At 65.8% G+C, this 20,885-nt stretch carries 22 protein-coding genes; 5 read left to right on the plus strand and 17 right to left on the minus strand.

Translation table 11 applies throughout. The features are described 5' to 3' along the window. Nucleotides 1–49: 49 nt before the first annotated feature. A complete protein-coding gene (locus tag ACOJCM_RS13970; RefSeq protein ID WP_445212666.1) occupies nt 50–2,650 on the minus strand; it encodes an ABC transporter permease in 2,601 nt (866 codons plus the stop codon). After that, complete coding sequence (locus ACOJCM_RS13975) at nt 2,647–3,396, minus strand: ABC transporter ATP-binding protein (protein ID WP_445212667.1); 750 nt, start codon at nt 3,394–3,396, stop codon at nt 2,647–2,649. The genes ACOJCM_RS13970 and ACOJCM_RS13975 overlap by 4 nt, the downstream gene beginning before the upstream one ends. Between ACOJCM_RS13975 and ACOJCM_RS13980 the strand changes: the two genes are divergently transcribed. Beyond that, on the plus strand, nt 3,395–4,102 hold the full coding sequence (locus tag ACOJCM_RS13980) for an arylesterase (protein ID WP_445212668.1): 708 nt from the start codon (nt 3,395–3,397) through the stop codon (nt 4,100–4,102). The two genes, ACOJCM_RS13975 and ACOJCM_RS13980, sit on opposite strands and share 2 nt — an antisense overlap. Here the strand turns inward: ACOJCM_RS13980 and ACOJCM_RS13985 are convergent. Both ACOJCM_RS13985 and ACOJCM_RS13990 read right to left on the minus strand, forming a co-directional pair. Beyond that, nucleotides 4,093–5,010 carry a DMT family transporter gene (locus ACOJCM_RS13985; RefSeq protein ID WP_445212669.1) on the minus strand — a complete coding sequence of 306 codons (918 nt, stop codon included), beginning with the start codon at nt 5,008–5,010 and terminating at the stop codon, nt 4,093–4,095. The genes ACOJCM_RS13980 and ACOJCM_RS13985 overlap by 10 nt on opposite strands. Next, the gene (locus ACOJCM_RS13990) at nt 5,007–5,276 is read right to left on the minus strand and encodes a SelT/SelW/SelH family protein (protein ID WP_445212670.1); all 270 of its coding nucleotides are present in this window, start codon (nt 5,274–5,276) and stop codon (nt 5,007–5,009) included. Before ACOJCM_RS13990 ends, ACOJCM_RS13985 begins: the two co-directional genes overlap by 4 nt. A 55-nt stretch (nt 5,277–5,331) precedes the next feature. Between ACOJCM_RS13990 and ACOJCM_RS13995 the strand changes: the two genes are divergently transcribed. The 4 genes from ACOJCM_RS13995 to ettA all read left to right on the plus strand — a co-directional run bounded on the left by ACOJCM_RS13995 (nt 5,332) and on the right by ettA (nt 9,389). Continuing rightward, nucleotides 5,332–6,648, plus strand: coding sequence for an MFS transporter (locus ACOJCM_RS13995; RefSeq protein ID WP_445212797.1), 1,317 nt, complete (start codon nt 5,332–5,334; stop codon nt 6,646–6,648). Between the two features lie 89 nt (nt 6,649–6,737). Next, entirely contained in the window at nt 6,738–7,172 is a 435-nt protein-coding gene (locus ACOJCM_RS14000) for a PAS domain S-box protein (protein WP_445212671.1), read from the plus strand. A 185-nt stretch (nt 7,173–7,357) separates the two neighbouring features. Further along, on the plus strand, nt 7,358–7,567 hold the full coding sequence (locus tag ACOJCM_RS14005) for a PA3496 family putative envelope integrity protein (RefSeq protein WP_445212672.1): 210 nt from the start codon (nt 7,358–7,360) through the stop codon (nt 7,565–7,567). Nucleotides 7,568–7,727: 160 nt separating this feature from the next. Next, nucleotides 7,728–9,389, plus strand: coding sequence for an energy-dependent translational throttle protein EttA (gene ettA / locus ACOJCM_RS14010; RefSeq protein ID WP_445212673.1), 1,662 nt, complete (start codon nt 7,728–7,730; stop codon nt 9,387–9,389). A gap of 101 nt (nt 9,390–9,490) precedes the next feature. On the opposite strand, the gene ACOJCM_RS14015 is transcribed toward ettA, so the two are convergent. From ACOJCM_RS14015 to ftsB, 13 genes are all read right to left on the minus strand, one after another. Continuing rightward, nucleotides 9,491–9,649: a DUF1328 domain-containing protein gene (locus ACOJCM_RS14015; protein ID WP_111413928.1), complete on the minus strand. Its 159-nt coding sequence runs from the start codon at nt 9,647–9,649 to the stop codon at nt 9,491–9,493. Nucleotides 9,650–9,798: 149 nt separating this feature from the next. Further along, entirely contained in the window at nt 9,799–10,713 is a 915-nt protein-coding gene (lpxL, locus tag ACOJCM_RS14020; protein WP_445212674.1) for an LpxL/LpxP family Kdo(2)-lipid IV(A) lauroyl/palmitoleoyl acyltransferase, read from the minus strand. 44 nt (nt 10,714–10,757) lie between these two features. Beyond that, a complete protein-coding gene (gene alr, locus ACOJCM_RS14025; protein WP_445212675.1) occupies nt 10,758–11,876 on the minus strand; it encodes an alanine racemase in 1,119 nt (372 codons plus the stop codon). A gap of 116 nt (nt 11,877–11,992) precedes the next feature. Next, nucleotides 11,993–13,459 (minus strand): TolC family outer membrane protein, encoded by a 1,467-nt coding sequence (locus ACOJCM_RS14030; RefSeq protein WP_445212676.1) that lies wholly within the window; start codon nt 13,457–13,459, stop codon nt 11,993–11,995. A 114-nt stretch (nt 13,460–13,573) separates the two neighbouring features. Continuing rightward, nucleotides 13,574–14,566 carry an RNA polymerase sigma factor RpoS gene (gene rpoS / locus ACOJCM_RS14035; RefSeq protein WP_445212677.1) on the minus strand — a complete coding sequence of 331 codons (993 nt, stop codon included), beginning with the start codon at nt 14,564–14,566 and terminating at the stop codon, nt 13,574–13,576. A 146-nt stretch (nt 14,567–14,712) separates the two neighbouring features. Beyond that, nucleotides 14,713–15,795 carry a peptidoglycan DD-metalloendopeptidase family protein gene (locus tag ACOJCM_RS14040; RefSeq protein ID WP_445212678.1) on the minus strand — a complete coding sequence of 361 codons (1,083 nt, stop codon included), beginning with the start codon at nt 15,793–15,795 and terminating at the stop codon, nt 14,713–14,715. After that, on the minus strand, nt 15,788–16,774 hold the full coding sequence (locus tag ACOJCM_RS14045; RefSeq protein WP_445212679.1) for a DUF368 domain-containing protein: 987 nt from the start codon (nt 16,772–16,774) through the stop codon (nt 15,788–15,790). The genes ACOJCM_RS14040 and ACOJCM_RS14045 overlap by 8 nt, the downstream gene beginning before the upstream one ends. Beyond that, on the minus strand, nt 16,771–17,451 hold the full coding sequence (locus ACOJCM_RS14050) for a protein-L-isoaspartate(D-aspartate) O-methyltransferase (protein ID WP_445212680.1): 681 nt from the start codon (nt 17,449–17,451) through the stop codon (nt 16,771–16,773). Before ACOJCM_RS14050 ends, ACOJCM_RS14045 begins: the two co-directional genes overlap by 4 nt. Next, on the minus strand, nt 17,438–18,184 hold the full coding sequence (gene surE / locus ACOJCM_RS14055; RefSeq protein WP_445212681.1) for a 5'/3'-nucleotidase SurE: 747 nt from the start codon (nt 18,182–18,184) through the stop codon (nt 17,438–17,440). Before surE ends, ACOJCM_RS14050 begins: the two co-directional genes overlap by 14 nt. A gap of 4 nt (nt 18,185–18,188) precedes the next feature. Continuing rightward, nucleotides 18,189–19,253 (minus strand): tRNA pseudouridine(13) synthase TruD, encoded by a 1,065-nt coding sequence (truD, locus tag ACOJCM_RS14060; RefSeq protein ID WP_445212682.1) that lies wholly within the window; start codon nt 19,251–19,253, stop codon nt 18,189–18,191. Then, nucleotides 19,250–19,738 carry a 2-C-methyl-D-erythritol 2,4-cyclodiphosphate synthase gene (ispF, locus tag ACOJCM_RS14065; RefSeq protein ID WP_445212683.1) on the minus strand — a complete coding sequence of 163 codons (489 nt, stop codon included), beginning with the start codon at nt 19,736–19,738 and terminating at the stop codon, nt 19,250–19,252. Before ispF ends, truD begins: the two co-directional genes overlap by 4 nt. Next, complete coding sequence (gene ispD, locus ACOJCM_RS14070; RefSeq protein WP_445212684.1) at nt 19,739–20,491, minus strand: 2-C-methyl-D-erythritol 4-phosphate cytidylyltransferase; 753 nt, start codon at nt 20,489–20,491, stop codon at nt 19,739–19,741. Next, on the minus strand, nt 20,484–20,831 hold the full coding sequence (gene ftsB, locus ACOJCM_RS14075) for a cell division protein FtsB (RefSeq protein ID WP_445212685.1): 348 nt from the start codon (nt 20,829–20,831) through the stop codon (nt 20,484–20,486). Before ftsB ends, ispD begins: the two co-directional genes overlap by 8 nt. Between the last annotated feature and the right edge of the window lie 54 nt (nt 20,832–20,885).

Here is a 20,885-nt window from a genome sequence, read left to right on the forward strand (position 1 = left end):
TGGCGCTGGCCAATGGCTGTTCAACGCAAGGCCAGCGCCGCGGCAGCGATCAGGCCTCTCCCAGCAGCCCCAGACTCGCCGCCGGTGCCTGACGCCGCAGCCCGCGCGACAGTGCATGGCCGATCGCGCCGATCAGCAGTGCGCCGCCGAACGGCAACGCCAGCCATAGCCAGGGATGTAGCCGTGGCGGCAGGTCAAGCCAGACAATGTAGATGCCGGCGGTGGCAAGCTCCGCCAGCAGCGCCCCCATGAGTCCGCTGGCCAGGCCGAGAATCGCGAACTCGGCGCCCTGCACGCGAGAGATGAGCCCTCCGCCGGCACCGAACACGCGCAGCAGGCCGCTCTCGTGTGCGCGAGCCGGTCGGCTTGCGGTCAGCGCCGCATAGAGCACGCTCACGCCTGCCAGCAGCACGAAGGCGAGCACCAGCTCCACCGCCCGGGTTACCTGGGTGACGACGTCTCGCACCTGGGCCAGGATCGCGTCGACGTTGAGCAGCGAGACCCCCGGGAAGTGGCGCACCAGGTAACGCAGTGTCTCGCCCTGGCCGGCATCGAGATGGAAGGCGGTGATGTAGCTGTGGCCGAAGCGCTCCAGCACCTCCGGCGGGAAGATGACGAAGAAGTTGGGGCGGAAGCTGTCCCAGTCCAGGTTGCGCAGGCTCGCTACCTCGCCGACGATCTCCTCGCCCCCGATGGTAAAGGTCAAGCGGTCGCCCAGTGAGAGCCCGAGACGCTCGGCCAGGCCATCCTCCAGCGAGATCGGCACTGCGGCATCAAGGGGCTCGGCCTCCACGGCCCCCAGCCAGCCGGCCTGCCCCTCGGCCTCCAACTCGTCGAACCAGCGCCCGGCCACCAACCGGTTGCCTTCCGGCAGCTCGGCCTGCCAGGTGAGGTTGAGCTCGCGCCGCAGCGAGCCATCGCCGCGCGACTCCAGCGGCACGGCCTCCCGGGCGGGCTCGCCGTTAATCGCCGTCAGACGACCGCGCACCATGGGATAGAGCGCCGTACGGTCCTCGGCATTGGCCTCGAGGGCCTCGATGAAGGCGTCGCGCTCCCCTGGCTGGATGTTGATGGCGAAATAGTTGGGGGTGTCCTCGGGCAGCTGTGCCTGCCAGGTGGAAAGAAGGTCGCCACGCACCAGGGCGATCATCGCCATGGCGAAGAACGTCACCGCAAAGGCCAGTAACTGACCCAGGCTGGCGCTGCGGCGCCGGGCCAACTGGCGCCCACCCAGGCGTAGGGCCTGAGAGAGCTCGTTTTGCCGGCCATTGCCTTGGGGCAGGCGTGCCGCCACGCGCAGTACCAGACCGAGCAGCAGCGAACCCAGCCCCCAGAGCACCACCAGCATGGCGAGGCCACCGACCAGCAACGATGCCGCCAGTGCAAAGTCCCCTGAGTAGAGCCAGAGCAGGCCGCCGAAGACCAGGCTGGCCACCAGCACCACCAGCCAGGCCGAGGCCGGCAAGGGGTCGAGCTCCCGGCGCAGCACCTTGAGCGCACTGACGCGCTTGAGGCGCAGCAGCGTCGGGCCGGCGAAACCGACCAGCACCGCCAACGCCGTGAGGACGCCCAGCCATAGCGGCAGCCAGCCCGGCGGTGGCAGGCTAAGCGGCAGAAAGGTCGTCAGCAGCGACAGCAGCGCGGCCTGGCCGGCCAGGCCCAGGAGCGCTCCCAGGCTCGACGCCGCCAACGCCAGCCACAGCAGTTGAAGCGAGAACAACCCGGTGAGGTCGCGTTGGGTGGCACCGAAGCAGCGCAGCAGGGCTGCCGTGTCGAGATGGCGCTCGACGTAGCGCCGCGTGGCCATGGCCACTGCCACGCCGGCCAGCAGCACGGCCGCGAGCCCGGCCAGGCTGAGGTATTTCTCGGCTCGCTCCAGGGCGTTTCCCAGCCCCGGGCGGTCGTGCCTGACGTCGCGCACCTCGACGCCATCACGACGCAGCCGCTGGAGCAGCGGAGCCAGCTGCTCCAGGGCCTGAGGCGGTCCGGCGGCGAGCAGCTCGAACTCCACCCGTGCCCCAGGCTGCACCAGGCCGGTGGCGTCGAGGTCGTCGACGTGCAGCATCAAGCGCGGGTTGAAATTACCGAAACCGGCAGATTGATCCGGCTCGCGCTCGATCAGGCCGGTCACGGTGAGCTCGCCCTCACCGACCTGAATGCGGTCGCCCAATTCGGCCTCGAGCAGCAGTGCCAGGCGCGGCGCCAGCCAGGCCTCACCCGGAGCGGGGCCGTCGGCCACGGTCTCGGTGCCCTCACCACGGTCGACATGGAGCTGGCCGTAGTGGGGGTATACGCTGTCGACCGCCTTGAGGCTCGCCGGCTGGAAGGCATCGCCGAGGCTGACCATGGTGACAAGGTCGACCTGGTCGCTCAGCGTCAACCCGGCCTCCTCCAAAGTACGGCGCAACTCGTCGTCGAAGGGGCGACCCTGTTCGATGACCAGGTCGCCGCCTAGCAGCTGCCCGGCCTGCCGGGTCAGCCCCCGGTCGAGGCGGTCGAGAAAAAAGCCGATCATGGTGGAGGCGGCGACCGCCAGCGCCAAGGCGACGAAAAGGGCACGCACGTCGCTGGCACGAAGGTCACGCAACAGCCCACGCCCCGAGAGCCTCAGCAGGTTGGCGACGGCCGAACGGGACGTCGAGCGACTCATGCATTCACCTCGTCGCGTACCAGCTCGACCAACTGCCCCTCCTCCAGGCGCAGGCAGCGGTCGCAGCGTGCCGCCAGGGCGTGATCGTGGGTCACCAGCACCAAGGTGGTGCCGGCTTCGCGATTGAGCTGGAACAGCAGCTCGATGATACGCCCCCCGGTGGCCTGATCCAGGTTGCCGGTAGGCTCGTCGGCAAACACCAGCTCGGCGCCGGTAACGAAGGCACGCGCCAGCGCCACCCGCTGTTGCTCGCCACCCGAAAGCTGCTTGGGCAAGTGCTCCAGGCGCTCGCCGAGCCCGACTCGGGCCAGCCAGTCGCGCGCGCGCCTCGACGCGTCGGGCACCGGCGAGAGTTCAAGCGGCAGCAGCACGTTTTCCAGCGCGGTCATGGTCGGCAGCAGCTGGAAATTCTGAAACACGAAGCCGACACGGCCAGCCCGCAGCCGGGCGCGACCATCCTCGTCGAGCTTGCCCAGCGATTCGCCGAACAGGGCCAGCTCACCGCCGCTGGGTTCGTCTAGCCCGGCCAGCAAACCGAGCAGTGTCGACTTGCCGGCACCGCTCTGCCCCAGGATCGCCACGCTCTCCCCGGGGAACACTTCGAGCTCCAGACCACTCAGAATGGTGAGCCGCCGCTCTCCGCTCACCACCTGCTTGCTCAGCTGCCGGGCGTGTAGAATCGGGCTGACGTTGCGCCCGGAGGCGGTGGCAGGCGTTCTAGCATCTTGAGTCGAGGAGTCGGTCATGGCGATAGGTTTCCCCGTTGGTTTGGTATGCATGTTTCCTGCCCGGCTGGCCCGGTGGCGTTCCCGTTGCGCCGGGCCGGCCGGAGCGCTACTGCTCGTTCTGCTGTCAACGGCAGCGCTCGCTGCCGAGCGACCGCTGGTATTGATCCTGGGCGACAGCCTGAGCACCGCCTATGGCCTTGAAGAGGATGCCGGCTGGGTCACCCTGCTGGAAGAGCGACTCGATGGCCGCGCACGCGTGGTCAACGCCAGCATCAGCGGCGAGACGAGCAGTGGCGGCGCCAGCCGGCTCCCCGAGCTAATCCGACAGCACGCCCCGGACATCGTTCTGCTCGAGCTGGGCGGCAACGACGGTCTGCGCGGCCTGCCCCCCAACCAGCTCGAAGCCAACCTGGCCGACATGATCGAGACCAGCCAGGCCGCCGGTGCCGAGATCCTTCTGCTCGGCATCGATATCCCGCCCAACTACGGGCAAGCCTATCGCCGGGCCTTCACCGCTGTCTTCGATCGCCTGGCCGACACCTACGATACGCCGTTGGTGCCGTTCCTGCTCGAAGGCGTGGCTCTCGAGGAAGGCATGATGCAGGACGACGGCATCCACCCGACCCGCGACGCCCAGCCAATCATCCTCGATAACGTCTGGCCCGAGCTTGAGCCATTGCTGGAAAGCAGTCGCGCTCGAATAGCCGAGCGGACTCACGACTGATCCGCAGCCGGGCTCTTCTGCCTCTGCTGCAACCCCAGCCCGCCGAGGATCAGCACCAGCCCGACCAGGGTGGAGATCTGGATCGGCTCGCCGACCACCAGGTGAAGCAGCAGCAGCGACACCGGCGGCGACAGGAAGATCAGGTTGGAAACCCGGGCCGTGCGCGACACCCGATGCATGGCCAGCTGCCACAGCACGAAGGCAATGCCCATCTCGAACAGGCCGACGTAAACGCCGGCACCCAGAGCCGCCCAGCCCGGCCAGGTGAAGCCGGGCCCAAGCAGCATCAACAGCGTGAGCACAGGCAGCCCCACACCGAAGTTCTGCCACTGGGCCACCAGCGGTGGGCGCCGATCCCGTACATTGAGCAGCCAGTAGAGTGCCCACAGCAGGGTAGACGCAAGCGCCATCCCCACCCCGAGAGGGTTGGCGAACGCGACGTCGAATACCTGGCCGCGCGTGGCGATCACCCACACCCCGGCGTAGGCGATCAAACCTGCCAGCACGTCGATGCGCGTCAGGCGCTGGCCCAGGATAGGCACCGCGAGGAAGGCCATCGCCAGCGCCCAGGTATAGTTGAGGGCCATGGCTTCCTGCCCGGGCAGGCGGTCGTAGGCGCCGAACAGCACCAGGTAGTACGCCACCGGATTCATCAACCCGGCCCAGGCGGCGGTGCGCCAGCCACGTTGCAAAGCCTCGCCGAGCAGGCCCTGGCGAACCACCAGCACGCCCATCAGCAGCCAAGAGACCAAGGAGGCCAGCCACATCAGCTCGAGCGGCGACATGTAGGTCAGCGCCACCTTGAACGCAGTGGCCACGGTGGACCACAGCGCCACCGCCCCCAGGCCGAAGAGGATCGCCTGGCGGTCCTGGCTCGGCGCGTCTGCACTCGTTGCCCCAGCCCTCATCGATCGATATGCCCCAGGTCGCGCCCGGGTGCGAGTTGGTCGCGTACCCGCTGCTTTAGCTGCTTGCTGTCGGGAAAGCCGCCGTCACGCTTGCGTTCCCATAGCGATTCGTCGTCGTAGAAGATTTCAAAGTAACCGCCGTGAGAGGGTACCAGGGCCACCTCCTCGAGTGCCTCGCCGAAGGTCGACAGCAGTTCCTGGGCGAGCCAGGCGCTGCGCAGCAACCACTGGCATTGGGTGCAGTAATGAATGCGGATACGTGACATGGGGTCACCCTGTCGCAACAATGGAATCCATGATGATAGCAGCCAGGGGGGCCTGATGGCCGAACGCGAGATCAGTCAATCACGCCTGTACGAATGGCTGACCGGCGACGAAGTCAGCCGTATGTGCCGGGACATCTCCGACGAGGCGTGCCATGAGCAGCCGCGCAACTTCTTCCTGCATCTCTTCGCGGCACTGGGCAATAAATTGGCCGATGAACTGGCAAGCGCCCGCCTGGTACTGCCCTGGCTGCTCGGCGTAATCGGTGCCCCGCTATGGATGGTCGGTTTGCTGGTACCGCTGCGCGAGTCGGGCGCGCTATTGCCGCAGCTTTTCGTCGCCGGCTTCATTCGCCTCAAGCCGCAGCGCAAGTGGGTGTGGGTAACGGGCGGCTGTCTCCAGGCGGCGGCGGCCGCGATCCTGGCGCTGCTCGCCCTGTTCGGGGAGGGCGACGTAGGCGGCGCCCTGGTGCTGACCACCCTGGCAACCCTGGCGCTGGCCCGTGGCCTCTCCTCCATCGCCACCAAGGACGTTCTGGGCAAGACCATTGCCAAGCGTCGCCGTGGCAACCTGATGGGCTGGAGCGCCAGCGTGGCCGGTGCTGTCACCCTGGCGGCCGGCGGCGTGCTGATGGTGTTCGAAGACCGTCCCGGCGAACTGGCGCTCGCGGTGTTGCTGGGAACCGCTGCACTGGGCTGGGCGATCAATGCCCTGTGTGCGGCGCGCATAAGCGAACAACCAGGAGCCGTTGAGGGTGGCGAGAATGCATGGAGCAGCATCAGGCTGGGGTTTCGCCTGCTGCGTGACGATCGCCCCTTCCTGCATTTCAACTTGTCGCGTTCGCTACTGCTGGCAAGCGCCCTGGCCCTGCCCTACGTGGCCCTGCTCGGCCAGCAGCAGAGCGGCGCCGAGCTGGGCGGCCTGGGCGTGCTGATCGTGGTATCCGGGCTCGCGGGAATGGTGGCGAGTCCTGTGTGGGGCAAGCGCTCCGATGCTTCCAGCCGCACCGTCCTGCGCGATACTGGCCTGGGTGCCGCCGCCTGCTGCCTGCTCGGCGCCGCCATCGCCTGGCTACCGGGCGCATGGACCGCGACGGTATGGCCCTACGCCGTCGTCTATGCCCTGCTGGTCATCGTCCATGCCGGGGTGCGCCTGGGTCGCAAGACCTACCTGGTCGACATGGCGGGCCAGGACCGGCGAGCACTCTACGTGGCGCTATCGAATACCATCACCGGCGGGATGCTGCTGCTGGTGGGCGGGGCGACCGGGCTTCTGGCCCAGTGGCTGGGCACCGACTGGCTGCTGGTGTCGCTGGCCGTGATGGCGCTTGCCGCTGCCGCCTCGGCCGCACGCTTGCCCGAAGTCGAGCAATAGGCTCACCGTCGTTGTCAACGTGGCGCAGGCTGGCCATCATGTAGCATAGTGACTTTTGGTTACGCCGAGCCCCAGCCAGGAATGCCTGAATGAAACGCACCCCTTTGATCAGCCCGGAACTGCTCGAACGCATTGTGAATGCCTCGGAAGACGGCATCGTTGTCGCCGAGCAGGAGGGTGACGAGAATATCCTCATCTACGTCAACCAGGGCTTCGAGCGGCTCACCGGCTATAGCGCCGACGAGATTCTCTATCAGGATTGCCGTTTCCTGCAGAACGGCGATCACGAGCAGCCGGCGCTCGCCAAGATCCGCAAGGCTCTCAGCGAAGGCCGCCCGTGCCGCGAAGTGCTGCGCAATTACCGCAAGGACGGCACCCTGTTCTGGAACGAACTGTCGATCACCCCGCTGTACGACGACGACGACAAGCTGACCTACTTCATCGGCGTACAGAAGGACGTGACGGAACGCGTCGAGGCACAGAGAGAACTCGAGCGACTCAAGATCGCGCACGGCCTCTCCTGAACCCTCCCCGCAACGCGAAAAAAATTTAGCATACCGCTTGCTCTCGGCTCATTGGGGATATATATAGCCGTCAGGTGCCGATCGTTGGCACCGATGGCGCTTCAGGTCCGTCGCTTCGGACGCGAAGCGAATGTACGATACGTCGATCGCCGAGCGGTCGACACCGGGCCATGGGAGGATTTCGCATGAGCCATGAACCCCTTGTCAGCGACTCTCACGACGACGACGAATTCCTCGAAGCGGTGAACGACGACGAATACGTTCGCCCCCGCGCCTCCAGCCGCGCCGATACCCTGCGCGCTCGACGTCGCGTCGAGGCCCTGCTGGAAGAGCGACGCCTGCAGCGCGCCATCGAAGACGACTGGATGCTGCTCGACGAGGAAGAAGAGGAGTAACCGTCTCGCCAGCGAGGCATCTCCGGGTGCCTCGCCAAGCGCTGTCCCGCCACCGCCCTTGCGTTCCCCACCCGAAAGACGCCGAACGGCGGCACTGGCCTTTGCCCTGAACGGCCACTATCATCGTGGCCATCAAAACCCTCAACCCCAGTGGAATTCCATGGCGCAATACGTCTTCACCATGAATCGCGTGGGCAAGGTCGTTCCGCCCAAGAAACAGATTCTCAAGGACATCTCGCTGTCCTTCTTCCCGGGCGCCAAGATCGGCGTGCTGGGCCTCAATGGTGCCGGTAAGTCGACCCTGCTGCGCATCATGGCCGGGGTGGACAAGGAGTACGAGGGCGAAGCACGCCCGATGCCCGGCATCAACATCGGCTACCTGCCCCAGGAACCCGAGCTCGACGACGACAAGAACGTACGCGAAACCGTGGAAGAGGCGCTGGGCGAGATCAAGGAGGCCCAGGCCAAGCTCGACGCCGTGTATGCCGCCTACGCCGAGCCGGATGCCGACTTTGACGCCCTGGCCGCCGAGCAGGCGCGCCTGGAGAACATCATCGAGGCCGCCGACGCCCATAACCTGGAGCGCAAGCTCGAAGTGGCCGCCGAGGCGCTGCGCCTGCCACCCTGGGACGCCAGGGTGGGCCATCTATCGGGCGGCGAGCGGCGTCGCGTGGCACTGTGCCGCCTGCTGCTCTCCAATCCCGACATGCTGCTGCTCGACGAGCCCACCAACCACCTGGACGCCGAATCGGTCGCCTGGCTGGAGCGTTTCCTGCACGACTACAGCGGTACCGTGGTCGCCATCACCCACGACCGCTACTTCCTGGACAACGTGGCCGGCTGGATCCTCGAACTCGACCGCGGCCACGGCATCCCCTTCGAGGGCAACTACTCGCAGTGGCTCGAATCGAAGGAGAAGCGCCTGGAGCAGGAGGCCAAGCAGGAGGCCTCGCGACAGAAGGCGATCAAGCACGAGCTGGAGTGGGTGCGCAGCAACGCCAAGGGTCGCCAGGCCAAGAGCAAGGCGCGCCTCAACCGCTTCGAGGAGATGCAGTCGGGCGACTTCCAGAAGCGCAACGAGACCAACGAGATCTACATTCCGCCCGGCCCGCGCCTGGGCGACAAAGTGATCGAGTTTCATGGGGTGTCCAAGCGCTTCGAGGACAAGCTGCTCTACGAAGATCTCTCCTTCAACGTGCCCAAGGGGGCCATCGTCGGCATCATCGGCGGCAACGGCGCCGGCAAGTCCACCCTGTTCAAGCTGATCGCAGGCCAAGAGCAGCCCGACAGCGGCGAAGTGGTGATCGGCGACACCGTCGAGATTGCATACGTCGAGCAGCTACGCGACGCGCTGGACGACAAGCAGACGGTGTGGGAAGCGGTTTCCGACGGCCAGGACATTCTCAACATAAATGGCTACGAGGTTTCCTCGCGCGCCTACGTGGGTCGCTTCAACTTCAAGGGCAACGACCAGCAGAAGTTCCTCAAGGATCTTTCCGGCGGTGAGCGTGGCCGCCTGCAGCTGGCCCAGACCCTGAAACAGGGCGCCAACGTGCTGCTGCTCGACGAGCCGTCGAACGACCTCGATATCGAGACCCTGCGTGCCCTGGAAGAGGCACTGCTCGCCTTCCCCGGCTGCGCCCTGGTGATATCCCACGACCGCTGGTTCCTCGACCGCATCGCCACGCACATCCTGGCGTTCGAGGGCGATTCCCACGTGGAGTTCTTCGAAGGCAACTATACCGACTACGAGGCGGACCACCGCAAGCGGGTCGGCAACGATACGCCGCATCGCATGAAGTACAAGCGGATCGACGCCTGACGGTCAGGTCGCACACGCTGCGTCAAACCGACGAGGCCTCGCAATGGCGAGGCCTCGTGCATTCTGAGTGGCAGGAATTCGGATCCGCGCACAACGTCCCGTTACGGTCGCCTTCCGGTGACCAGGGAGACGATAAACAAGACGATGAAGAGGAAAAACAGGATTTGGGCAATGGTGGTCGCAGCACCCGCGATACCGGAGAAGCCGAGCACCCCCGCAATGATGGCGATAATCAGGAACAGCATTGCATTGCCGAGCATAACAGACCTCCTTGGCTGTCTAGGCGCCATGTTCCTTCGGCGCGGTTTTCCCTAACAGGTGCCTTTCAGCCTTGCGTAAGCTGACCGAAGCGTCAAGTCGCCGTCCGTTACGCCTTGTATCCCGAGATGCGCTGCCATGAAAGCCGGCTTCAATAGAAACCCGTCTCGCCCGCCGGCCGTGTCTTGAAGCGTCGATGTAGCCACAGGTACTGCTCCGGGTGCTTGCGTATCGCCTCCTCGATGAGGGCGTTGATACGCGTGGCGTCGGCCACCTCATCGCCGCTGGGAAAGTTTTCCAACGCCGGGCGCCACTCGATGGTGTAGGTGCGATCGTCGGGGTTACGGTGAAACATCAACGGCACTACTGGCGCGCCGGTTATCCGTGCGATCTTGGCCGTGAGCCGGATCGTCGCCGCCTCGACGCCAAAGAATGGGGCAAAGACACTGACGTCACGGCCGAAGTCCTGGTCCGGCGAGTACCAGACAATATGCCCCGCCTTGATCCGCCGTACTACGCCGCGCAGGTCGTGACGATCGATCGCCTCACCGAAGATGCGGCTGCGCGCCCGGGTCATGAAGCGGTCGAAAAGCGGATTGTTGTGCGGCCGGTAGACCACGTCGGCGGGGAAGAAGAGGGAATGCAATGCCCCTCCGAGGTCGAGTGTGGAGAAATGAATGCCGACGACCAGGACGCCCTTGCCCCGGGCATGGGCTTGCTCGAGGTGATGCCGGCCCTTGCAGGCAACACGGTGGCGCAAGTGGCGTGGGTCACGGCACCAACCGGTGGCGGTTTCGAGGATGCCGATGCCATTGGCCTTGAAGGTATTGCGGGCAAGTTCGGTGCGTTCACTCTCACTGAGTTCGGGAAAGCACAGGCGCAGGTTAGTGTCGACGATGTGACGACGACGCGGCACTGCCCACCATGCCAGCATGCCCAGCCCCCGCCCGATGACAAGCTTGAGCCGCCACGGCAGCCAGGCGCCGAGCCACATGCTACCGATGGCCAGCCAGGCCGGCCAGAAGCGGGGATGGGCGAAGGAAGCGGGCCAGTTGCGCTTGGACATGCAGGGTTCCGTTCAGGTCGAGTTCAGGCCGGGGTCGCCCAGGCTCAGGCGGGCTGTGAATAGCGCCTGGGGACTCGCGGCAGGATGCCGGTCAGCAGCGTATAGCTGATGGTGTCGCAGTATCGGGCCACCTCATCGACCGAAAGCTCCTCACCATGGCGAGATCTCCCCCAGAGCACTACCTCGGTTCCGATATCGGCTTCGGGAATATCGGTGATATCCACTGTCAGCATATCCATCGAGACCTTGCCGGCAAGCATCGTGCGTCGCCCAGCCACCAGCACCGGCGTGCCGTCCACGGCATGCCGATCATAGCCGTCACCGTAGCCACAAGCCACCACCGCGATGCGCGACGGCCGCGGTGCTCGCCAACGGCCCCCATAACCGACCGGCTCCCCCAGCGCCAGGTCGCGCACGGCGATGATCTCGGAGCGCAGCGTCATTACCGGCTCGAGCCGACGGCTGGCCTCGCTGGGTCGCTCCAACGGATCGCTGCCATACAACATCACACCGGGGCGAACCCAGTTGCCGTGCGCTTGCGGCCAGGCCAGGGTCGCCGGCGAGTTGGCCAGGCACAGCGGGGCTCCCAGTCGATCCGACAGCGCCCGCATGCATTCGAGCTGTCTTTCGAAATAGGCGGAGTCGACTGCTTCGGCCGTAGCGAAATGGCTCATCAGATGCAGGTCGGTGGCGCATTCCGGTTCGCCGGCCAGGCGCTTCCAGATGGACTCGGCCTGCTCGGGCGGGAAGCCCAGCCGATGCATGCCGGAATCGACCTTGAGCCATACGGGGATGGGCTTCGCCGGACGATAATCCAGCAGGGCCCTCACCTGCCATTCGCTATGTACCGCCAACCAGAGCCCCAGCGCCTCGACACGTGAAAGCTCGGCCGCCTCGAAAATTCCCTCGAGCAGCACGATAGGCGTCATGATGCCGCCCCTGCGCAGCGCCTCGGCCTCCTCCAGGCAGGCCACGGCAAAGGCAGGCGGGCGCCGGTCCTTGGGCAGTGCTTCCAGGGCCGCAGCACAGGCAACGGCACCATGGCCGTAGGCATCGGCCTTGATCACGGCCACGGCGCGGCTGCCAGCAGCCAGTTCGCGAGCCAGCGCGTAGTTGTGACGCAACGCATCGAGATCAATCTCAGCGACCAGCGGCCTGGCCATGGCAACCTCCGTTGAAGACAGAAAGCCTGGATATTTATCGCTCATCACGAAGAAAACCACCGATCTCTCGGTGGCTTTCAAACTGACGCTAGAACGTCGCTTCCTTCAGCATCGCATCAGGAAGGCGCCTGGGGACGCTCACCGATGTTCATGACGGGGTCGTCATTGGCCTCGTCGGGAAGTTCCAGCGACACGCTCTCGTCATCGGCGAGCCAGTCGTTGATGGCCTGGATCGAGTCCGGCCCCAGCAGCCCCGCCTGTTGCTGCAGCTGAAGCAGGCCCAGCACGTAATCGTAACGCGCTTCGGCATGCTCGGCGATGGCATTGAACAGGTTACGCTCGGCGTTGAGGACATCGACGATGTTGCGCGTGCCCACCTCGTACCCCGAGCGAGTCGCCTCCAGGGCACTCTGGTTGGAGACGATCGCCTGGCGTCGTGCCTCCACCGTTTCCACGTCGTTATTGACCCGAGTGAAGAGCGAGCGTACCTGCTGGACGGTATCGCGCCGCTGAGCCTCGAAGTCGTACTGGCTGGCCTCGAGGAGAAAGCCGCTCTGGCGGATCTGCGCCTGGGTCGTACCGCCGGTATAGAGCGGCAGACTGGCGCGCAGGCCGACCTGGCTCTCCGACTGGTAGTCGGTTCCGGTGCGGTCGCTGTCGGACCAACCATAGTTGGCAAAGGCGGACACCACGGGCTGCTGCCCGGCGCGAGACACGTCGACGCTGCTGCGCGCCACCTCGATGCCGGCTTCGGCCATGAGTACCATTGGGCTGTTGGCCATGCCCAGCGCCACCCACTCCTCACGGTCGGCCGGTTCGGGGCGCGAAATCGGCACCTCGTCCTCCAGCGGCTCGATACTCTCGTAGCGATGACCGGTCAACCGCTCCAGGGCCTCGAAGCTGACCTGCATGGCGCCTTCGGCCGCGATGCGCTGGGCGCGAGCCAGATCGAAGGAGGCCTGGGCCTCGTGCACGTCGGTGATGGCAATCAGGCCCACCTCGAAGCGCTCCCGGGCCTGCTCCAGCTGGCGGCTGATGGCAGTCTCCTGGGCACGGCGCGAGCTGAGAATGTCGTGTGCCCGAAGAATCTCGAAATAGGCGTTGGCCACGTTGTAGAGCAGCTGCTGCCTGGCCACGTCCACCGACAGGGCGTCGCGGTCGACCTCGCGCTCGGCGCGCTCCAGCTGGGCGCGGCGAGACGGATCGTAGAGCGCCTGCTCGGCATCCAGGCTCAAGCTCACGCTGTTGACCGTATCGTCCTGGGCGAACGCGCCAGTGGGCTGTCCTCCGCCACCCGGCGGGACCTCGGCCCCGGCCGAGCCGGCAGCGCTGTTGTAGACCCGCGAATGCGCCGCGTTGCCGCCAGCGGAGATCTGGGGCAACAGGGTGCCGCGCTGTGCGTCCCTCGCGGCCTCGGTCGCCTGGAAACCGGCCTGCGTGGAGGAGAGTTCGGCGTCGTTGGCCAGAGCGTCCTGGGTGATGGTCCAGAGGTCGGCAGCCTGGACACTACCGGTCATGGCGAAGCCCACGAGAGCGGCCAGCCCGCGGCGTGGTAAGCGTCGTGCGAAAGGTGGGCGAAGCATATGTTCTTTTCCCTTGTTCATCCCTGCATGATGAGGAAGCTAATGATACCGCACCAGCATGCAGAAAATATGCAGCCGACCTGAGGGTCGGCTGCATCATCTTCGCCGCTGCTGCTATTCGTTGAAGATGTTATCCATGGAAAGGCCCTGTTTCTCGAGCACGCGACGCAGCTTCTTGAGCGCCTCGACCTGAATCTGACGCACCCTTTCGCGGGTCAGGCCGATCTCGTCGCCGACCTCCTCCAGCGTGGCCGCCTCATGGCCACGCAGGCCGAAGCGCCTCACGACCACCTCCATCTGTTTCTCGGTCAGCTCCGCCAGCCACTCGTCGACATGCTGCTTGACATCGACATCGACCAGCGAGGACTCGGGCCCCTGCTCGTTGTCGTCGGCCAGGGTCTCGATCAGCGGCTTGTCGCTCTCGCCGCCCATCGGATAGTCCACGGAGGAGACGCGTTCGTTGAGCCCCATCATCTTCTTCACCGACTCGACAGGCTTGTCGAGATAGTCGGCAATCTCTTCCGGCGTGGCCTCGTGATCCAGCTTCTGGGTCAGCTCGCGGGCCGCGCGCAGGTAGATGTTGAGCTCCTTGACGACGTGGATCGGCAGCCGGATGGTACGGGTCTGGTTCATCAACGCCCGTTCAATGGTCTGGCGAATCCACCAGGTGGCATAGGTAGAAAAACGGAAGCCGCGCTCGGGGTCGAACTTCTCCACCGCCCGGATCAGTCCCAGGTTTCCCTCCTCGATCAGGTCGAGCAGTGTCAGCCCCCGGTTGAGGTAGCGCCGCGCAATCTTGACCACCAGGCGCAGGTTGGACTCGATCATCCGCGCCCGACCTGCCGGGTCGCCCTTCTGAGCCAGGCGGCCGTAGTAGACCTCCTCCTCGGGTGTCAGCAGCGGCGAGAAGCCGATTTCGTTGAGATAGATCTGGGTGGCGTCTAGGCTGTGGTGGTAGTGCTTGTCTTCGCGACTCAGTGCCTTCTCGAAGGCAGTGTCGTCGTCGCTGTCGCTGGCCGAATTGTTCGAATCCGCAGCGAGGTCCTGTTCGGCCTCGGTAACGTCTTCGAGATCAACATCCTGAAGGTCCCGTTCAAGCATGCTCATCGATTGCTACCCCGTGGTTTCGTCCTGAAATGTCGTTCTCTCTGGCATGGCTTGCAGCAAGCAGAGTTCTATTTGTTGTTGACTCCTCATGACACCCGCCGGGTGCCAACGACCACCTTGCTGCCGTACCGCTAGCCGCTACGCGACTATCGTTCCGGCAAGTACTTCAGAGGGTCCTGAGGCTGGCCATCCTTGCGCACCTCGAAATGCAGCCTGGCGCTCTCGGCATCGCTATCGCCCATCGTGGCGATCACCTGACCGGCGTCGACCACATCGTTCTCCTTCACCTGGAGAGTGTCGTTGTGGGCATAGGCGCTCAGATACTGGTCGTTATGCTTGAGCAGGATGAGGTTGCCGTAACCGCGCACCCCACTGCCAGCATAAACCACGATACCCGGTCCGGCGGCTTTCACAGGTTGCCCCTTTTGCCCGGCGATATCAATGCCGGCGGTGATGCTTCCACCTTCACCGAAATGGCCGACGACCTCTCCGTCCGTGGGCCATTGCCAGTCCACTTCCTCCACCGGCGTATAGGTACGACCATCGCCATCGGGTTGGCGTTCCGGGGCGCCTGCCACCTGGGTGCCGGCATCCGCTTCAGGCTCGTCCGCCGACGCCGGCGGTTGCTGCGTCTCGGCCTCGGCAGCGGCGTCTTCCTCGGTTTCAGTGCTGGGCTGCGGCTCGGGGTCACGCTGAGGCTCAGGCTCCTGCGGGGCCGTTGACGGAGAAACCGTCTCGGCGACCCGCTGCGCTCCCGCTACCGCCGTGTCGCTGGGAGCAGTGCGGTTGTCCGCCTCGAGGGGCTCGGCCGCCAGCTGTCGATTGCGCGCGATGGCTTCCTCGTCCGGCATCAGCCAATCGTTGTCGCCCGATTGCGCCGCACTGCCCCCACCCAGGGCCGTGGCAACGGCCACCTGCGCCTCGCCCAGCTCACGCGAACGGTCCTGGTCGGACGGTGCTGACGCGCCATCATCCAGGCGCAGCCGCTGGCCGGGGTTGATCCGGTAAGGCGGACCGATCTGGTTGAGCCTGGCCAGATCGCGATAATCCATGTCATGGCGCCAGGCGATGCCGTACAGGGTATCGCCCTCTTCGACGGTGTAGTGACTGTCCGTGGCACGCTCTCGGCTCACCGAGAGGTCGCGGACCTGAGGAGAACCATACTCCTGGTGTGTGGCACAGCCGGTCATTGCCATGGCAATGGCCGAGACGAGAAACACCTTACGCATTGGGGCCCTCCTGTTTGTCGGGCGATTGATGAGAGCCGCTTCCTGCCTTGCCGGACGTACCACCTCCGGAATGGCGTCCCAGCCCCAGCACCAGGGCGGCACCCAGCACCATGGCCACCACTACGGGGAGCATCAAACCGGGCTCTCCGGTCAGGTTGGCGTAATCGCCGGGCGTCAGGTAGCGGTAGTCGAGCGGAATCATTTGCCCATCGGGGCCAAGCTGGTAGCGCACCAGCTCACGCCAGGGCCACAGCACCGGCAACGAGCCGACAATGAAGCCGATCAGCAGTTGCAGGGTCGCGGTACGATAGTGACGCAACAGCCAAGAGAGCAATCGGGAAAAACCGAACAGGCCGATCAGGCAACCCACCGCGAAGGTGGATAGCAGTGCCAGGTCGAAGCTGCGGATGCCCTGCATCACCGTGCCGTAAAGCCCCATGGTCAACAGCAGGAAACTGCCGGAGACACCGGGCAGCAGCAACGCGCTGATGGCGATGGCTCCGCCGACGACCAGCACCAGGGTGGGGCTGCCCAGCTGGTTGACCCAGGGCATCAGTGACGGCAACCCATGCGCCAGCAGCAATCCCACGACAAGGGGAACCACGTGCCACAGTTTCCAGTCGGCCGGATCACGGCTCACTACGATGGCCGATGCGGCCACCAGGCCGAAGAAGAAGCCATTGAGCAGCAGGGGATGGTCGTCCATGAGCCACACCACCAGATGCGCCACGCTGACCAGACTGAGCCCGATGCCGAGCAGAAGCGGTACGGCGAACCCAAGATTCAGATGGGTGAAGAGCCCCGCCATGCCCCCACGCCGCCACGCCGGCAAGGCGCTGGGGCCGAACTGCTTGATCGTATGTATGAGCTCCTCGTAGATGCCCGTGACGAAGGCAATGGTGCCGCCCGAAACGCCGGGCACGGCGTCGGCCGCCCCCATTCCGGCACCCTTGAGAAAGATGGAGAATTGGCGCTTCAACGAATCACTCCTTGCAGCAACGGGACGAAGCGTACGCGCTCCAGCCGTTGAACGTCATTATGAGAACCGGCGCGGCGCACCCGGGTCAGCCACTGCTCGCCGTCGGGGTCGGCCAGTGGCAGGATCATCACACCCTCTTCGGCAAGCTGCGAAATCAGCACCTCGGGCAACTCGTGAGCACAAGCGGTCAGCAGCACGACATCGAATGGCGCCGCCTCTTCCCAGCCGTGTCCGCCGTCGGCCAGACGCAGGCGTGCGTTGTGCGCCTCGAGCAGGCGCAGCCGCTTGGCCGCCCGGTGATGCAGGGCATTGATGCGCTCGACAGACCAGAGCTCCGCCACCAGGCGGGCGAGAATCAACGTCTGGTAGCCGGATCCGGTGCCGATCTCCAGTACCCGGCGTGGCGACTCCTGCATGACCAGCTCGGTCATGCGCGCCACCATCCAGGGCTGCGACAGGGTCTGACCGTGGCCGATGGGCAGCGAGGTATCCTCGTAGGCGCGATGGGCCAGCGCCTCGTCGAGGAAGAGATGGCGTGGCTCACGAGCCATGACGCTCAGTACCCTCTCGTCGGCGATGCCCTGCTCGGCAAGACGGGCCACCATACGGTCACGGGTGCGCTGCGAGGTCATGCCAACGCCACGCAACAGTTCCGGCAATTTCTCAGGTGAATGCATCCAGCCAGCCCTGCACGTCATCAAGCGCCGCATGTCGAGTCAGATCGGTCTGCAGCGGTGTTATCGATACATAACCCGCCTCGATGGCGGCAAAATCGGTGTCTTCCCCATCATCGGCATTCTGCCCCACGGCCGCAATCCAGTAGCGCAAACGGCCGCGGGGGTCGCGGACTTCCATGGGCCGCTCCGCCGGGCCGCGATACCCCATGCGGGTCACCCGGAAGCCCTGGATCTCATTCCACGGCAAATCGGGCACATTGACATTGAGCAGACTGCGCGGCGGCAGCGAGAGCTGGTCGGCCGCTCCGACCAGGCTGGCCGCCACGCGGCCGGCGGTGTCGAAATGATGCGACCCCACCAGTGACATGGCGATGGCCGGCATGCCCAGGTTGCGCCCTTCCATGGCTGCCGCCACGGTACCGGAGTAGAGCACGTCGTCGCCCAGGTTGCCGCCGTGATTGATTCCCGCGATGACCAGGTCCGGGCGTTCGTCCCAGAGGGCGTTCACGCCCAGGTAGACACAGTCGGCCGGCGTACCGTCGACACAGTGAAAGCCATTGTCCAGGGCGGTCAGCGACAGGGGACGGTTGAGGGTGAGCGAGTTGCTGGCGCCGCTACGGTCGCGGTCGGGCGCCACCACGCGAAGCCGGGCATGGGGTTCCAGCGCCTCGTACAGGGCACGCAGGCCCGGCGCATGGACACCGTCATCGTTGGAGAGCAGGAGTCGGCGCATTCGGTCAGGCCTCCGCAGTAAGCGTCAGGGTAGGATGGACGATCAGTTCGCGCAGCACCGCCGTGGCGAAGCTGCCTCGCGGCAGCCGGAAGTCGAGCCAAATGGCGTTCTCTTCCCGGGTCAGCTGCGGCTGGTCCAGGCGCATACGCAAGGCACGCCGGGCCAGCTTCACGCCGGCCCGTTCCAGTCCTTGACATAGCGCTGCATGGCGCTCGACCAGGGCGTGCTCGTAGCATGCCGCCTCGCCGGTGGTGAGAGAGGAGCCCGTGCCCCAGAGCACACCGGAAGGATGCAGGTCGAGCCTCTCGGCCCGCTCATTCAGTTCGGCATCGACGTCACCCACGGCGAATTGGCTCGCCGTTCCGTCGAGCATCGCCACGTCGCCCGGTATCAGCTTGCGCCAGCTCCCGTCCTGTAGACGCATGGCCGCGAGTTCATTGAACAGGTAGCTGCGCGCCGCGGAAAGCAGCATGCCTTCGCGGTCGTCGCGCTTGCGCCAGCCGCGCGCCAGCACAGCACGGGCACGGGCCAGGTTCCGCCCCTGAGGCCCGAAGCGCTGCGGACCGAACAGGTTGGGCGCGCCGTGCTGGCGCAGCCAGGCCCAGCGCGCCTCGAGATCATCCGCTGCCACGAGTCCCGAGATACGCAGCGAGAAACGATTGGCCCGGTGAACGCCACGCTTGAGCTTGCGCGGGTGGCGTACCTGTTCGAGCACACGGATGCCGAGAGTGGCCAGCCGCGCGGCCAGATCGTCAGGCGCCTGCTGGCCCGGCAGGTGCACGGAGAGCCACTGCCGGGTCACCGCGAAGCGATCCTTCATCCCCGAATAGCCTACCGCGCGCGGCGCCGCGCCACAGGCCCGTGCCAGGTGTCGCACGACTTCCAGGGTCGTGAGTTCGCGCTTCTCGATCCACAGCCAGAGATGCTCGCCGTGCCCCTCGGGGGCGAAACCGAGGATCTCCTCGACCCAAAAATCTTCAGGCGTGGTGCGGAAGTGGCCGACAGGCGGGGGGCCGAATTCGGTTTCGGTGACACGGGGCCAGGCGCTCGCCAGTGAAGGGTCGCTCACGCGGCGCCCCCCGTGCTTGTCAACAACACCACGGCCTCGGCGGCAATGCCTTCGCCGCGTCCGGTGAAGCCCAGCCGCTCGCTGGTGGTGGCCTTTACGTTGACCGCATCCAGGGTGAGCTCGAGATCCTCGGCGATACGCTCGCACATGGAGGCGACATGAGGTGCCAGCCTGGGCGCCTGGGCGATGACCGTGGCATCCACGTTACCAACCCGATAACCGGCCTCGCGCACCAGGCCGATAACGCGACGCAGCAACGCACGACTGTCGGCGCCGGCCCAGGCCGGATCGGTGTCGGGAAAGTGGCGGCCGATGTCGCCCAAGGCGCAGGCGCCGAGCAGCGCATCGCTGATGGCATGCAGCAGGACATCACCGTCGGAGTGAGCGACGAACCCGCGCTCGAAGGGGATGGCAACGCCACCGATCATGAGGTGGTCGCCGTCGCCGAACCGATGGACGTCAAAGCCGTGGCCGATGCGCAGCATTCAGGAAGTCTCCTCAGGCAGGTATCCCGGTCCTGACAGACGCTCGCCCCGCTGGGCGGACAGGATGTGGCTCGCGAGGGCCAGATCCTCCGGGTGCGTGATCTTGATGTTGTCGCGTCGGCCGGGCACCAGCCGCGGCGAGCGGCCCAGCGCCTCCACCGCCGACGCCTCGTCGGTGACTTCCCGCCCGCTTGCCGCCGCCTCATCGAGCGCCCGACGCAGCAGGCCATAGCGAAACCCCTGTGGCGTCTGCGCGTGCCACAATCCGCGTCGCGACTCGGTTCGCGCCACGCGGCCATGGCCGTCGTCTCGCTTCATCGTGTCGGCCACGGGGGTCGCGAGCAGCCCGCCCACCTCGTCCTCGCAAAGCGCGGCATACAGCCGCGCCAGGTCCGCCAAGGCAACGCAGGGGCGCGCCACATCATGCACCATCACCAGGTCGTCGTCGCTGGCGATGCCGGCCACGGCGAGCAGGGCGTGGCGTACCGAGTCGGCCCGCTCGTCGCCTCCCGGGGTCCGCTGCCAATAGGCAAAAGGCACCCAAGCGGGATCGAAGTGGGGATCGTCGGCGGCAAGACACAGGCACAGGTGGGCCTGCGGCAGGGCCCGGTGCAGCCGCGCCAGGGTATGCGCCATCACCGGCCGCCCATCCAGCATAAGGTACTGCTTGGGCAATGCAGCGCCCATTCTCTGCCCACGCCCCGCCGCAGGCACTACCAGCCACAGGCGCGCGGCACCGCTACGCTTAATCACCGGACGCTCCCTGCCGCTTGCCTGTCGCGGCGTTCGCCGCTTCGGCCGGCTTCGCACCCTCGATCAGCACCCCGGGCACCCAGTAGAACTGCTCGTCGGTGCGCACCATGCCGATATCGCTGCGTGCCCGCTCCTCGATGGCGTCAAGCCCCGTCTTGAGGTCCACCACCTCGGCAGCCAGCCGCGCATTGCGGTCGCGCAGCGGCTTGTTATCGTCATCGAGCAGGGCCACGCGCTGGCGTATTTCGCGAAGCTCGTGAATGCCGCCGTCACCTAGCCACAGGCGATACTGCAGCAGCGCCAGCAGCAGGAACAGGGCGATGGCGAGCCACTTGAGCATCGGCTGTACGTCCTCATCATGGAATGGGCGGCATTATGCCATTATCCCCGGCGC

Source organism: Billgrantia hypersalina, from assembly GCF_052584175.1.

Excerpts from the sequence above, each read along its gene's own strand:
- ACOJCM_RS13970 (WP_445212666.1), bottom strand. The coding sequence starts at position 2,650 with ATGAGTCGCTCGACGTCCCGTTCGGCCGTCGCCAACCTGCTGAGGCTC.
- ACOJCM_RS13980 (WP_445212668.1), top strand. The coding sequence starts at position 3,395 with ATGGCGATAGGTTTCCCCGTTGGTTTGGTATGCATGTTTCCTGCCCGG.
- ACOJCM_RS13975 (WP_445212667.1), bottom strand. The coding sequence starts at position 3,396 with ATGACCGACTCCTCGACTCAAGATGCTAGAACGCCTGCCACCGCCTCC.
- ACOJCM_RS13985 (WP_445212669.1), bottom strand. The coding sequence starts at position 5,010 with ATGAGGGCTGGGGCAACGAGTGCAGACGCGCCGAGCCAGGACCGCCAG.
- ACOJCM_RS13990 (WP_445212670.1), bottom strand. The coding sequence starts at position 5,276 with ATGTCACGTATCCGCATTCATTACTGCACCCAATGCCAGTGGTTGCTG.
- ACOJCM_RS13995 (WP_445212797.1), top strand. The coding sequence starts at position 5,332 with ATGGCCGAACGCGAGATCAGTCAATCACGCCTGTACGAATGGCTGACC.
- ACOJCM_RS14000 (WP_445212671.1), top strand. The coding sequence starts at position 6,738 with ATGAAACGCACCCCTTTGATCAGCCCGGAACTGCTCGAACGCATTGTG.
- ACOJCM_RS14005 (WP_445212672.1), top strand. The coding sequence starts at position 7,358 with ATGAGCCATGAACCCCTTGTCAGCGACTCTCACGACGACGACGAATTC.
- ettA (WP_445212673.1), top strand. The coding sequence starts at position 7,728 with ATGGCGCAATACGTCTTCACCATGAATCGCGTGGGCAAGGTCGTTCCG.
- ACOJCM_RS14015 (WP_111413928.1), bottom strand. The coding sequence starts at position 9,649 with ATGCTCGGCAATGCAATGCTGTTCCTGATTATCGCCATCATTGCGGGG.
- lpxL (WP_445212674.1), bottom strand. The coding sequence starts at position 10,713 with ATGTCCAAGCGCAACTGGCCCGCTTCCTTCGCCCATCCCCGCTTCTGG.
- alr (WP_445212675.1), bottom strand. The coding sequence starts at position 11,876 with ATGGCCAGGCCGCTGGTCGCTGAGATTGATCTCGATGCGTTGCGTCAC.
- ACOJCM_RS14030 (WP_445212676.1), bottom strand. The coding sequence starts at position 13,459 with ATGCTTCGCCCACCTTTCGCACGACGCTTACCACGCCGCGGGCTGGCC.
- rpoS (WP_445212677.1), bottom strand. The coding sequence starts at position 14,566 with ATGAGCATGCTTGAACGGGACCTTCAGGATGTTGATCTCGAAGACGTT.
- ACOJCM_RS14040 (WP_445212678.1), bottom strand. The coding sequence starts at position 15,795 with ATGCGTAAGGTGTTTCTCGTCTCGGCCATTGCCATGGCAATGACCGGC.
- ACOJCM_RS14050 (WP_445212680.1), bottom strand. The coding sequence starts at position 17,451 with ATGCATTCACCTGAGAAATTGCCGGAACTGTTGCGTGGCGTTGGCATG.
- surE (WP_445212681.1), bottom strand. The coding sequence starts at position 18,184 with ATGCGCCGACTCCTGCTCTCCAACGATGACGGTGTCCATGCGCCGGGC.
- ispF (WP_445212683.1), bottom strand. The coding sequence starts at position 19,738 with ATGCTGCGCATCGGCCACGGCTTTGACGTCCATCGGTTCGGCGACGGC.
- ftsB (WP_445212685.1), bottom strand. The coding sequence starts at position 20,831 with ATGCTCAAGTGGCTCGCCATCGCCCTGTTCCTGCTGCTGGCGCTGCTG.